This is a genomic window from Pseudomonas sp. GW821-FHT09H03, assembly GCF_059415945.1.
In genome coordinates this window covers 26,809-38,935 of the sequence record NZ_JBWKOF010000021.1, presented here as the reverse complement: position 1 = coordinate 38,935, position 12,127 = coordinate 26,809, and the positions used below count along the sequence as shown (strand labels likewise).

Here is a 12,127-nt window from a genome sequence, read left to right as displayed (position 1 = left end):
TGTGGTGAGTTGCTAATTGGTATAGACCGGGCCCACGCCGAGTCCCCAGACAATCACGGTGAATGCCATGATGGCCACCAGCACCACCAGGCCAACGGCGAGCACCGAACTGGAAAACAGGAAGCCCTCGTCGGATGGAATGTTCATGAACGTTGGTAGCCCGACATAGAGCAGGTACACCGTGTAGCAGATGGCCGCGGTGCCGACGATCATCCCCAGCCACAGGTGCGGATACAGGGCCGCGAGGCCACCGATGAACAGAGGGGTCGCGGTATAGGTGGCAAAAGCAATGCAGCGTGCCAGGCTCGGATTGGCGTCATAGGTGCGAGCCATCCAGTGGATGAACGCGCCCATCACCGCGACTCCACCGATCATTGCCAGATACGACATGACCGTCATCCACAGCGCACTCTCCATGGTCAGCATCACCGGTGGCCGATTGCCGATCACCCAGCCGACCTGCGTGGTGCCGATAAAGGCCGACACTGCGGGAATCGCTGCCAGGATGAGGGTATGGGTCAAGTACATGTGGCTGATGCTTTCCTCCTGGTCGCCACGAATATCTTTCCATTCTTGGTCGGGGTGGGTGAAGAGCCCCACTACGTGATGGATCATGCCAGTCACTCCTCTTGTTTTTACCGTCGCCCCCCAGCGGAGCGCCTACGGGCCAAGGTGGCCAAGTAAGTTGCAGGTCTCGTGCGACCTTATGTCGCAGTATAGAAAGGAGTTCCCTCGAGGGCTTAGAGCAAATTGCGCTGTAAAGCCCCCAGGTAATCGCGGTTGTGTCTGTAGAGTCACCGCAGGAGCCGGCTGTGTTCGGCAGCTCTGCACAGGTTCGGATTTTTGCGTAAAATGCCGGCCTTTCGTCACACCTCACGGATTTCGCGTCATGGGCACTCTTACGGTCAACCAGAACAAACTGCAAAAGCGCCTTCGCCGTCAGGCCGGTGAGGCTGTCGCCGATTTCAACATGATTGAAGACGGCGACAAGGTCATGGTCTGCCTGTCCGGAGGCAAGGACAGCTACACCATGCTCGATGTGCTGATGCACTTGCAGAAGGTCGCCCCGATCAAGTTCGAGATCGTGGCCGTGAACATGGACCAGAAGCAGCCAGGTTTCCCCGAGCATGTGCTGCCGGCCTACCTCAAGGAACTGGGCATCGAGTATCACATTGTCGAGAAAGACACCTACTCGGTGGTCAAGGAGCTGATCCCGGAAGGCAAGACCACCTGTTCGCTGTGCTCGCGCCTGCGTCGTGGCACGCTCTACACTTTCGCCGATGAAATCGGTGCGACCAAGATGGCGCTCGGTCACCACCGTGACGACATCGTCGAAACCTTCTTCCTCAACATGTTCTTCAACGGTTCGCTCAAGGCCATGCCGCCAAAACTGCGCGCCGATGACGGTCGCAACGTGGTGATCCGCCCGCTGGCCTACTGCAACGAAAAAGATATCCAGGCCTATTCGGACCTCAAGCAGTTCCCGATCATCCCGTGCAACCTCTGTGGTTCCCAGGAAAACCTGCAGCGGCAGGTGGTCAAGGACATGCTGCAGGATTGGGAACGCAAGACCCCGGGTCGTACCGAGAGCATATTCCGCAGCCTGCAGAACGTGATCCCCTCGCAATTGGCGGACCGTAATCTGTTCGACTTCACCAGCCTCAAGATCGACGAAACGGCGGCCTCGCGGTTCGTCAATGTTGTAAACCTCTGATCTAACCTGTGGGAGCGGGCTTGCTCGCGAATGCGTAGTGTCTTCAACATATTTGTCGACTGACACTACGCATTCGCGAGCAAGCCCGCTCCCACAAGTTTTTTGCTTCGTTTCAACTTTCAGGAGAGGGCATGCGCGACTACAAGTGGCTGAATGAATACTGCTTGAACCGCTTCGGTTCGGCAGCAGAGCTGGAAGCCCATCTGCCCGTTCCCAAGACGCCCGTGCAATTGCGCAAGATCAGCGACGACCGTTACCTCTCGACCATGGCTTTGCGCGTTTTTCGGGCCGGGCTCAAGCACAGCCTGGTGGACGCCAAATGGCCGGCCTTTGAGGAAGTGTTTTTCCGCTTCGATCCGGAAAAGGTCGTGCTGATGAGCGCCGAGCACCTCGAACGCCTGATGCAGGACACGCGGATCATCCGCCATCTGGGCAAGCTCAAGAGCGTGCCGCGCAACGCGCAGTTCCTGCTGGACATTGCCCATGAAAAGGGCAGTTTTGGCGAGTTGATCGCTGAGTGGCCGGTGACCGATATTGTCGGGCTCTGGACCTTCCTGAAAAAACGCGGTCACCAGCTGGGCGGTCTGTCAGCTCCACGCTTCCTGCGCATGGTCGGCAAGGATACTTTTGTGCCGAGCTATGACGTGGTGGCGGCGTTGAATGCGCAGAAGATCATCGACAAGGTGCCGAGCAGCCTGCGCGACCTGGCGTTGGTGCAGGATGTGTTCAACCAGTGGCATGAGCAAAGTGGCGGCCGGCCGATGAGCCAGATTTCGATGATGCTGGCTTACACCGTTAATCATTGAGACCGGCCAATCGCCAGCAGGCTGGGATCTGCGGCATACACAGGTCCCCTGTGGGAGCCAGCCTGCTGGCGATTGCAATGTGTCAGGCGACGGAAATTTCGCCCTCGCCAGCCAGCTTGCGGTTCAACTGATACCGCCAGCGCACATACATCAGTGCCGAGCAGAACACCGCCAGGCTCGCGCCCATCTCCAGCAAACCGAAGATCTGCCGGTTCGGATCGTAGGCGGCCAGTGCACCCTTGATGAAATACAGGTTCACCACAAAACACATCCACGAATGCCCCCGGGCACTGCCGACGATCATCCCCGGCGCCAACAGCAGCAGCGGCACCAGTTCGATCAGCAGGATCACCCAGGGGCGCGCGCCATGCAGATCGGCGACCAACAGGTAGTAAATGCAGAGCAGTCCCGCCAGGCCGAAAAAGCACAGCAGACTGATGATGCGCATCGCCCGCACCCGGGGCTCCAGCCACTCGATGGCGGGCAGAATCTTCGGCTTTTTCGCCACCTCAGCTCTCCAGTTTCTGTGCAGTCTTCGCCAACCGCAGGCCCAGCGCCCGGCATAGCGCCACTTCATGTTCATTCAAACCGAGCTTGCCGTCCGCCCCGGCGTGATGACTGGCGCCATACGGCGTGCCGCCGCCACGGGTTTCCAGCAGCGCCGACTCGCTGTAGGGCAGGCCGGTGATCAGCATGCCGTGGTGCAGCAATGGCAGCATCATCGACAGCAGGGTGGTTTCCTGACCGCCGTGCAGGCTCGCCGTGGAGGTGAACACACCGGCGGGTTTGCCCACCAGCGCGCCAGTCAGCCACAGGTTGCTGGTGCCATCGAGGAAGTACTTGAGCGGCGCCGCCATGTTGCCGAAGCGGGTCGGGCTGCCAAGCGCCAGGCCGGCGCAGTTTTTCAGGTCGTCGAGGCTGGCGTACAGCGCGCCTTCATCCGGAATGTCCGGTGACACAGCTTCGCATTCGGTGGAAATCGCCGGCACCGTGCGCAACCGCGCTTCCAGCCCGGCCTGTTCGACGCCCCGGGCAATCTGCCGGGCCATTTCGTTGGTCGAGCCGTTGCGGCTGTAGTACAGAACCAGAATGTACGGCGCACTCATGGCAACAGTTCCAGGATCTGCTCCGGTGGACGGCCAATGACGGCTTTGTCGCCGACTTCAAGAATCGGACGTTCCATCAATTTCGGGTGGGCGGCGATGGCAGCGATCAATTGCGCTTCGCTCAGGCTGCTGTCGGCCAGGTTGAGGGCTTTGTACTCGTCTTCGCCGGTGCGCAGCAATTGCCTGGCGCTCAGGCCGAGCTTGCCCAGCAGGCTCTGGATTTGTGCGTCGTTCAGCGGAGTTTCCAGGTAGCGCACCACGGTCGGAGTCAGGCCGCGGGCTTCGAGCAGTTCGAGCGCACCGCGCGATTTCGAGCAGCGCGGATTGTGATAAAGCGTCAGATCGGTCATGAGCGGGTCGCATCTTGCGTAAGGTGGCGGCTATTCTAACTGTGCAGCGCGCATTCCAGAACCTTGAGAGGCGATGGGTCGCAGGCGCATTCAATTTTTCACAAGGAATACGACATGACTAGGCGACTGGCAGCAGCATTGACGATCATCGGGACGTTGATGCTGGGGGGCTGCGGTAATGACTATGGCATCGACCAGAACGGTCAGAAAGTAGTCGCCGAGCGTCTGGACGACAAATGGCTGGTGCTCAATTACTGGGCCGAATGGTGTGGCCCGTGCCGAACCGAGATTCCTGAATTGAACACATTGGCCGAGCAGCTCAAGGACAAGAAGATCGGGGTATTCGGGGTCAATTTCGACAATGTGCAGGGCGAAGAGCTGAAAAGCGCGAGCGAGAAGCTCGGGATCAGGTTCACCGTGCTGGCCCAGGACCCTGCCGAACTGTTCGAATTGCCACGCAGCGAGGCGTTGCCGGTGACCTACATCATCGATGACAAGGGCAAGGTGCGTGAGCAGTTGATGGGTGAGCAGACGGCGGCGGGAGTGATGGCGAAGCTTGAGGCGTTGCAGGCGAAGAATTGACGGGGAAGTGTAAAGAGCCTCCCCTAACCCCAGCCCTCCCGAAACGTCGGACCGCCCGTGGGAGAGGGGGGGCGTTCGAACCTGAGTTCGACCCGGTCGTTCAGGTCGATGTATAGCGAAAGAACGACTCCGTCGGTCCCCTCTCCCTGTGGGAGAGGGTTAGGGTGAGGGCCAGCGGTCTACCGGCTCAACCCTCTTCCAGCCACCACCTTAACGGCTTGCCTTCAGCCGGCCAGAAGCGCATCTGGTCGATCGACGAGACGTCCCAGCGCTGCACATTCTCCAGCGCTTGCAGGAAACGCTTCTCCTGTTCCATCAGCGCCGGCGCGCAGAGCTTGCGAGTGCTGCCGACTTTGCCGAAGCTCAGCTTGTTGCCTTCAAGGGTGTATGGGGCGAACCAGTGGTTGCAGCCGCCGTTACCGTAGGCCCGGCCGTCTGCACCGAGGGTGATGGTCAGGTGGCTGTAGTCCATCAACGGACGCTCACCGATCCACTCCAGGATGTAGCTGCGGTTCTGTTCGAGCTGCACCGGATCGGCGGCGCAGCCCAGCAGACTGGCGCCGACCATACCGGTCAGAGCGAGGTGTTTCATCACGCGGGCTCCTGGCATTTCGGGCACAGGTGTTTCTCGGCGACGCTGGTCCAGCCCAACTCGGCGATCCGCGCGGTGGCCGCAGGCTTTTCAGCCTTGTTGCCCAGTTTGGCGTCGACCGCAAACTCGAAGCTCAGCTCTTTGGCGCAGCTGTCGCAATTGACTTGCCAGGTGTGGATCGCCAGTTCACCGAACACCGGACCGCTGGCCACCGCGACCCATTGACCGGGCGGGTTGATCAGGTGGCGAACGGTTTCGACGGTCAGGCGCATGGACAGGTCCTTGGCACCTTTGAGGGTCACTACCAGCACGTCGTTGTTGCGAATCGAGCCGCCGTTGCCGGTGACTTGATAACGCCCCGGCACCAGAGCGCGGCATTCAGTGAGGGTGTGTTGCGGGTTCATCAGGCTGTAGCGGAAATCGTGTTCGACCATGGGTCCTCCAAATATGCGCGATATGCTAGCACGGGCTAACACGCGGTATCGCGCAGGAGGATGACCTTCGATCCGTTTCAGTCGTCTGGAACCTGATTTTGTGGCGTGCCCGCCGCCCAGGCCGCGATGTTCTGCAGGGTGGTATCTGCAATCGCTCCCAGTGCTTCACGGGTCAGAAATGCCTGGTGCGCCGTGACGATCACATTCGGGAAGGTCAGCAACCTTGCCAGCACATCGTCTTGCAGCGGCAGGTCGGAGCGGTCCTCGAAGAACAGTTGTGCTTCTTCTTCATAGACATCCAGCCCCAGATAACCCAGGCGACCGTCCTTCAAGGCATCGATCAGGGCCGGCGTGTCGACCAGGCCACCACGCCCGGTGTTGATCAGCATTGCTCCCGGTTGCATGTGGGCCAGTGACTGGCGGTTGATCAAGTGCTTGCTCTGCTCGTTGAGCGGGCAGTGCAGGCTGATGATCTGCGACTCGGCCAGCAATTGCGGCAGGCTCAGGTACCGCGCGCCGAGGGCTTCGACCTGTGGGTTGGGGTACGGGTCGTAAGCGAGCAACTGGCAGCCGAAACCGTTCATGATTTTGGCGAAGGTCGCGCCGATCTGTCCGGTGCCGACCACGCCGACAGTCTTGCCCCGCAGATCGAAGCCGGTCAGCCCGTGCAGGCTGAAATCCCCTTCGCGGGTGCGATTGTAGGCGCGGTGCAGGCGGCGATTGAGCGCCAGGATCAGCGCTACCGCATGCTCGGCCACCGCGTGGGGCGAATAGGCAGGAACGCGCACGATGGTCAGCCCCAGGCGCTTTGCCGTCGGCAGGTCGACGTGGTTGAAACCGGCCGAGCGCAATGCAATCAGGCGGGTGCCACCGGCGGCCAGGCGTTCGAGCACGGCGGCACTCAGGTCATCGTTGATGAACGCGCAGACCACTTCATGACCCTGGGCCAGCGCTGCAGTGTCCAGACTCAGGCGTGCCGTCTGAAAATGCAGTTCGATGCCGGCCGGTAGCTGGGCACCGAGGAAGCTGTCCTGGTCGTAGGTCTGGCTGCTGAAAAGAATCGTACGCATGACTTCCTCCTTGTCCGGTTCCTGTAGGAGCGAGTTTGCTCCGGGTGGCGTTCCGACGATGGGCGACAACGATAATGCGGGCATCCTGAATGCCCGCGGCGCCCTCAGGTTTTTCGCGAGCAGGCTCGCTCCTACAGGGTTTGCGTTGAGTTTACGCGGTTGCGTGGCAACGCCATTGCTGTGAATCAAGCATTCATGCGCGACTGGGCAGCCAGGCGATTGATTGCCCGGTCCAGCTCTTCCAGGGCAATGGCAGCTTTCGGGTCCTGTTGCTTGAGCAGGGTCTCGCTGCGCTGGCAGGCGGCGCGCAATTGCGGTACGCCGCAATAACGCGTCGCGCCATGCAGGCGATGCACCCGTTCGATCAGCGCGTTATGGTCGGCGGCGTGGCGAGCGCTACGTATGGCTTCGCGGTCGGCTTCCAGTGACGCCAGCAGCATTGCCAGCATGTCCGCCGCCAGATCCGCCTTGCCGGCGGCCAGGCGCAAACCTTCTTCGTGATCGAGCACCAGCAGGTCATGGGTTCCACCATGGCTATCACTGGCGCGATCCAGGCGGTGATCGCGCAGCGCCAGGCCACTCCACTTCAACACGACCTGCGCCAATTGCCGTTCGCTGATCGGTTTGGTCAGGTAGTCGTCCATGCCGCTTTGCAGCAGCGCGCGTTTTTCGTTGGCCATGGCGTGGGCGGTGAGGGCGATGATCGGTAGCGGTGTGCAGTGCCGTTCACTCTCCCATAGACGGATCGCCTCGGTGCTCTGGCGTCCGTCCATGCCCGGCATCTGTACGTCCATCAGTACCAGGTCGAATGTCTCGTGCTGAACCGCCTTGATCGCAGCGTAACCGCTGTCCACGGCGAGCACCTTGGCCCCCATGTCTTCGAGCAGGGTCTGCACCAACAGCAGGTTGGCCGGGTTGTCGTCGACGCACAGCACCTTCGGCGCACGGCTGGACAGCGGTTCGCCAGGCTCGCTGCGCGGCGGGCGCGGGCTGACCAGATCGGACAGGGCCCGGCGCAGTTTGCGGGTGCAGGCCGGTTTGGCCTGTAGCTGGCTGTGCGGGTTGGGCACCGAGAGATGGAATAGCGTCTGTTCAGTGGTCGGGCACAGTACCAGCACTTTGCAGCCGAGGTGTTCGAGGTCCCAGATATGCTGGTTGAGGCGCTCCGGCGGCATATCGTTGCTGGTAATTCCCAACACCGCCAGATCGATGGCCTGATCGGTCTGATGGGCGCTGGTAACCCCGTTGGTCAGACTTTCCAGGGTATTGAACGGGATGACCGAGAGGCCGCAGTCTTCCAGTTGATGCTGCAACGCCTGCCTGGCCAGTTCGTGGTTTTCCAGCACCGCCACGCGGCGGCCGAACAGCGGCGCTGCGGGCAGGTCTTCGGCATCGTCACGGGTTTTGGGCAGGCTCAGGCTGATCCAGAATTCCGAACCTTCGCCCGGCGTGCTGTCTACGCCGATTTCGCCGCCCATCTGTTCGATAAGACGCTTGGAAATCACCAACCCCAGGCCGGTACCGCCAGGTTGGCGCGACAGTGAATTGTCCGCCTGGCTGAAGGCCTGGAACAGGGCGCGCACGTCCTGGCTCGACAGGCCGATGCCGGTGTCTTGAATGCTGATGCGCAGTTGCACGGTGTCGTCGTGATCTTCTTCGAGCATGGCACGGGCGACGATGGTGCCTTCACGGGTGAACTTGATCGCGTTGCTCACAAGGTTGGTGAGAATCTGCTTGAGCCGCAGCGGATCGCCCACCAGGGACAGCGGTGTGTCGCGATAAACCAGGCTCACCAGCTCCAGCTGCTTGGCGTGGGCGGCGGGGGCGAGGATGGTCAGCGTGTCCTGTATCAAGTCGCGCAGGTTGAACGGAATATGGTCCAGGACCAGCTTGCCGGCCTCGATCTTCGAGAAGTCGAGGATCTCGTTGATGATCCCCAGCAGGCTGTCGGCGGATTTTTCGATGGTGCCCAGATAGTCCAGCTGACGCGGTGTCAGTTCGCTTTTCTGCAGCAGGTGGGTGAAGCCGAGGATGCCGTTGAGTGGTGTGCGGATTTCATGGCTCATGTTGGCGAGGAATTCGGACTTGATCCGGCTCGCTTCCAGGGCTTCCTTGCGCGCCAGGTCCAGTTCGATGTTCTGGATCTCGATGGTTTCCAGGTTCTGGCGCACGTCTTCGGTGGCCTGGTCGATGCTGTGCTGCAATTCTTCCTGGGCGTTTTGCAGGGTGCCGGCCATGCGGTTGATGCCGGAGGCCAGCTCGTCCAGTTCCTGGCTGCCCAGGGGTGGAAGGCGGGTTTCCAGATGACCGTCCTTGAGCTGGGCCACCGCTTGCTTGATCTGGCCCAACGGGCGATTGATCGTGCGGCCCATGCGTAACGCCAGCAGCGCCGCGCCCAGCAGCCCGATACCGATCAGCAGCAGGCTGGCGAACAGGCTGCGGTAACCGCGTAACAGCATGCCGTTGTGCGACAGTTCGATTTCCACCCACCCCAGCAGGCGTTCCGCTTCTTCGGGGATCACGTCGCCCGCCAGATTGCGGTGTTTGCCGAACACGGGAAGCAGGTAACGTGTCGCATCGTTGCCGCTGCGGCGCAGCATCTGCGTGCCGTCGCCCGAAGGCGCCGCATTGAGCATCGTCGGGCCGGCATGGGCCAGGAGAGTGCGGTCGGGCGCCAGGAAGGTGACTGCGCGCACATCCGGATGCTCCAGGGCCTGAGTGGCGATACGTTCGAGCAACTCATTGTCCTGGTGGCCCATGGCCGGGGCCACCAACGGGGCGAGTTGCTCGGTGAGCATTTCACCGTGCTTCAGCAGTTGGGTTTGCAGGTCCGATTGCTGCATCCAGGTAAAATAGCCGCCCAGGACCAATGCCATCAGGCTGGTCGGCAGCAAGGTCAGCATCAACACGCGGCCTTTGATTCCCAGTTTCTTGTGCACGCCTCTCTCCTGCATCCGGCTATTCATAGACCTGCACATGCGTCCGGCATGCACCACTTGCGCAGTGTAGCGATTTGCATGCGGGCGATCCTGGCAAAATTAATGTTGTCACGGGTAACGCTGGACCGCTCTTTTGCCATACCGGCAAACCTTGGGTTGCTCCTGGCGAAGCAATCTTGAATAATTGCTTAACTGAGAATTATTAGCAGATAGTCATGAATCCCATTGCTGCCGGCCATCCTCGAATCCTGTCCATCGAAGACGACCTCGTGCTGGGCGCCTATGTTCACGAGCATCTGGACCGCAGCGGTTTCCAGGTGACCTGGTGCCAGAACGGCCAGGAAGGCCTGGCCTTGGCCCGCGAGCAATCGTTCGATGTGGTGTTGATGGATATCCTGTTGCCGGGCATGGACGGCCTGGCGGTGCTGACTCAATTGCGCCAGAGCCATTCCACCCCGGTTTTGCTGATGTCAGCCCTTGGCGCCGAGGCGGATCGCATCAGCGGTTTTCGCCTCGGCGCCGATGACTACCTGCCCAAACCCTTCAGCATGGCGGAGTTGCGAGTTCGTATCGAGGCGATTCTGCGACGGGTGGCGCTCGATCGGCGGCCGGCGCCGGCAGTGCCAGCACCCTCGACGGACAGTCTGCGATTCGATGATGAGTGTGGCGAGGTTTTCTACGGCGAGCAGGCGGTTGGACTGACGCGCAGCGAGTATCGGCTGCTGGAAACACTCAAGCGCGCCGATGAGGTGCTGAGCAAGGCCTTTCTTTACCAGCATGTGCTCAAACGCGGTTATGCAGCGCATGATCGTAGCCTGGACATGCATATCAGCCAGATCCGCCGCAAGCTCAAGGCCGTCGGCTACACCGAGCGCGAAGTGCTTACGGTCTGGGGCAAGGGTTACATCCTGAGCGCAGCCGATGATTTGTAATCTGCCGGGCCGGCATTCACTGTTCTGGAAGCTGGCCTGCCTGCTGGTGGCGTTCTGTCTGCTGATGATCTGGCTCAGTTGGTCCTGGGGGCGCTACATGGAACAGCGCAACCAGTTTCTGTCGGATGGCGCCCGGGGCACACTGACGCGTTATGCCGCCGAGGCCGAGCAGGCGTGGCGGCAAGGCCAGGAGTCAGGCGTCGATAGTTGGTTGCAGGCGACGCGTGAGCGCGAAGCAGTCTGGGTAGGCGTGATCGACGGGAACTTGCAGTCGTTGAGCAGTCAGCCGCTGACAGACGATGAGATCCGCCACCTGACCTTCCTGCGCGGCCTCGACTGGCCAATCCACAAGAAAGGCCAGCCCTGGATGCGCGTGCCGTTTCCCGGTGATCCGTCCGACGGCAGCCTGGTCATCGAGTTGCCCCAGCGCTTCGTGCCCGGGCAGTACCGGGTGTTCTGGCGCGTGATCACCAATGGTGTCATACCAGGGCTGTTTACCTTGCTGCTGTGCGTCGGGCTGTACCGCCTTCTGGTGGTGCCGCTCAATCACCTGCGTGAACAGGCCAATGCCTGGCGCGCCGATCAATTGAATGTGCGGCTGTCGAGCAGCACTACCAGGCGTTCCGATGAGCTGGGCGAACTGGGCCGGGCGTTCGATCACATGTCCGAACGTTTGCAGAATACCGTGGCGTTGCAGCAGCAACTGCTGCGCGACCTTTCCCACGAATTGCGTACGCCGCTTAGCCGCCTGCGGGTGGCCAGCGAAAGCGAGCAGGGGCTGGAGCAACTACGCGAGCGCATCGGTCGTGAAGTCGATGGCATGCAACGTCTGGTGGAGGACACTCTGCAACTGGCCTGGCTCGACACCGAACGCAAACGATTACCCGACGAGGCGATTCAGATCCAGGCCTTGTGGGAGATGCTCACGGAAAACGCCTGCTATGAAAGCGGCTGGCCTTCTGCCCAGTTGCAATGCACGGTGGATGCGTCCTGCTGGGTTCGCGGGAATCTCAATACCCTGGCCCAGGCGCTGGAGAACATCCTGCGTAACGCCATTCGACATTCACCTGATGGCGGCATCGTTCACCTCGGTGGGCGGCGTGAGGGCACGTTCTGGCATTTATGGCTGGAGGACCAGGGCGGTGGCGTGGCTGAAGCTGATCTGGAGCGCATCTTTCTACCTTTTACCCGACTCGACGGTTCGCGCCCGGGGGATGGTGGATTCGGCCTGGGCTTGAGCATTGCGAGGAATGCGGTGCGGCGGCAGGGTGGCCGGCTTTGGGCGCAGAACACGGGAGCCGGGTTGCGCCTGAATATGTGTCTGCCGGCGGATTTCGATAGTGCAGGTGACGACGCCTTCGCGAGCAAGCCCGCTCCCACGCTGACTGTGTTCCAGTCGTCGAATGTGTGAGCAACCTGGTCCCGCTGTGGGAGCGGCGGTGCGGCAAGCCGGCTTGCCCGCGAAGCGGCCCTTGCTCCCATCACAATACTCCCCTGTTTTCTTGCCCCCAGAGCCACCTCCAATGTCGCTTGCCGCTCCAGGCTTGCTGCTTATTCCCATAAACCATAAGCACCGCACTTTGCGTGATATGGCCTGCGAAC

At 61.0% G+C, this 12,127-nt stretch carries 13 protein-coding genes; 5 read left to right on the top strand and 8 right to left on the bottom strand.

Annotated elements, in window-relative coordinates; all coding sequences use genetic code 11:
* Window positions 1-12 precede the first annotated feature (12 nt).
* Window positions 13-615: a Yip1 family protein gene (locus tag AC07OG_RS23955; protein ID WP_060540768.1), complete on the bottom strand. Its 603-nt coding sequence runs from the start codon at window positions 613-615 to the stop codon at window positions 13-15.
* Window positions 616-889: 274 nt separating this feature from the next.
* Between AC07OG_RS23955 and ttcA the strand changes: the two genes are divergently transcribed.
* Window positions 890-1,714: a tRNA 2-thiocytidine(32) synthetase TtcA gene (gene ttcA / locus AC07OG_RS23950; RefSeq protein WP_060540767.1), complete on the top strand. Its 825-nt coding sequence runs from the start codon at window positions 890-892 to the stop codon at window positions 1,712-1,714.
* 131 nt (window positions 1,715-1,845) lie between these two features.
* On the top strand, window positions 1,846-2,520 hold the full coding sequence (locus AC07OG_RS23945) for a DNA-3-methyladenine glycosylase I (RefSeq protein WP_218425644.1): 675 nt from the start codon (window positions 1,846-1,848) through the stop codon (window positions 2,518-2,520).
* Window positions 2,521-2,602: 82 nt separating this feature from the next.
* Here the strand turns inward: AC07OG_RS23945 and AC07OG_RS23940 are convergent, their stop codons facing one another.
* Genes AC07OG_RS23940 through arsC form a run of 3 tightly spaced genes read right to left on the bottom strand, consistent with a single transcriptional unit; the run spans window position 2,603 to window position 3,976 of the window.
* Complete coding sequence (locus AC07OG_RS23940; protein ID WP_495068258.1) at window positions 2,603-3,028, bottom strand: DUF2069 domain-containing protein; 426 nt, start codon at window positions 3,026-3,028, stop codon at window positions 2,603-2,605.
* Between the two features lies 1 nt (window position 3,029).
* Window positions 3,030-3,626 carry an NAD(P)H:quinone oxidoreductase gene (gene wrbA, locus AC07OG_RS23935; RefSeq protein WP_060540764.1) on the bottom strand — a complete coding sequence of 199 codons (597 nt, stop codon included), beginning with the start codon at window positions 3,624-3,626 and terminating at the stop codon, window positions 3,030-3,032.
* Window positions 3,623-3,976, bottom strand: coding sequence for an arsenate reductase (glutaredoxin) (gene arsC / locus AC07OG_RS23930; protein WP_495068257.1), 354 nt, complete (start codon window positions 3,974-3,976; stop codon window positions 3,623-3,625). The genes wrbA and arsC overlap by 4 nt, the downstream gene beginning before the upstream one ends.
* A 114-nt stretch (window positions 3,977-4,090) precedes the next feature.
* Here arsC and AC07OG_RS23925 point away from each other — a divergent pair, with 114 nt between their 5' ends.
* The gene (locus tag AC07OG_RS23925; RefSeq protein WP_060540762.1) at window positions 4,091-4,558 is read left to right on the top strand and encodes a TlpA disulfide reductase family protein; all 468 of its coding nucleotides are present in this window, start codon (window positions 4,091-4,093) and stop codon (window positions 4,556-4,558) included.
* 187 nt (window positions 4,559-4,745) lie between these two features.
* Here the strand turns inward: AC07OG_RS23925 and AC07OG_RS23920 are convergent, their stop codons facing one another.
* The 4 genes from AC07OG_RS23920 to AC07OG_RS23905 all read right to left on the bottom strand — a co-directional run bounded on the left by AC07OG_RS23920 (window position 4,746) and on the right by AC07OG_RS23905 (window position 9,593).
* The gene (locus AC07OG_RS23920; protein WP_060540761.1) at window positions 4,746-5,150 is read right to left on the bottom strand and encodes an META domain-containing protein; all 405 of its coding nucleotides are present in this window, start codon (window positions 5,148-5,150) and stop codon (window positions 4,746-4,748) included.
* Window positions 5,150-5,584, bottom strand: a complete 435-nt coding sequence (locus AC07OG_RS23915) for a hypothetical protein (RefSeq protein ID WP_060540760.1) — start codon at window positions 5,582-5,584, stop codon at window positions 5,150-5,152. Before AC07OG_RS23915 ends, AC07OG_RS23920 begins: the two co-directional genes overlap by 1 nt.
* A gap of 77 nt (window positions 5,585-5,661) precedes the next feature.
* Window positions 5,662-6,654: a 2-hydroxyacid dehydrogenase gene (locus AC07OG_RS23910; RefSeq protein ID WP_060540759.1), complete on the bottom strand. Its 993-nt coding sequence runs from the start codon at window positions 6,652-6,654 to the stop codon at window positions 5,662-5,664.
* Between the two features lie 185 nt (window positions 6,655-6,839).
* Window positions 6,840-9,593, bottom strand: coding sequence for a response regulator (locus AC07OG_RS23905; RefSeq protein ID WP_060540757.1), 2,754 nt, complete (start codon window positions 9,591-9,593; stop codon window positions 6,840-6,842).
* Window positions 9,594-9,808: 215 nt separating this feature from the next.
* Between AC07OG_RS23905 and AC07OG_RS23900 the strand changes: the two genes are divergently transcribed.
* Both AC07OG_RS23900 and AC07OG_RS23895 read left to right on the top strand, forming a co-directional pair.
* Complete coding sequence (locus AC07OG_RS23900) at window positions 9,809-10,525, top strand: response regulator transcription factor (protein WP_495068256.1); 717 nt, start codon at window positions 9,809-9,811, stop codon at window positions 10,523-10,525.
* The gene (locus AC07OG_RS23895; protein WP_495068255.1) at window positions 10,515-11,936 is read left to right on the top strand and encodes a sensor histidine kinase; all 1,422 of its coding nucleotides are present in this window, start codon (window positions 10,515-10,517) and stop codon (window positions 11,934-11,936) included. Before AC07OG_RS23900 ends, AC07OG_RS23895 begins: the two co-directional genes overlap by 11 nt.
* The last annotated feature ends 191 nt before the right edge of the window (window positions 11,937-12,127 follow it).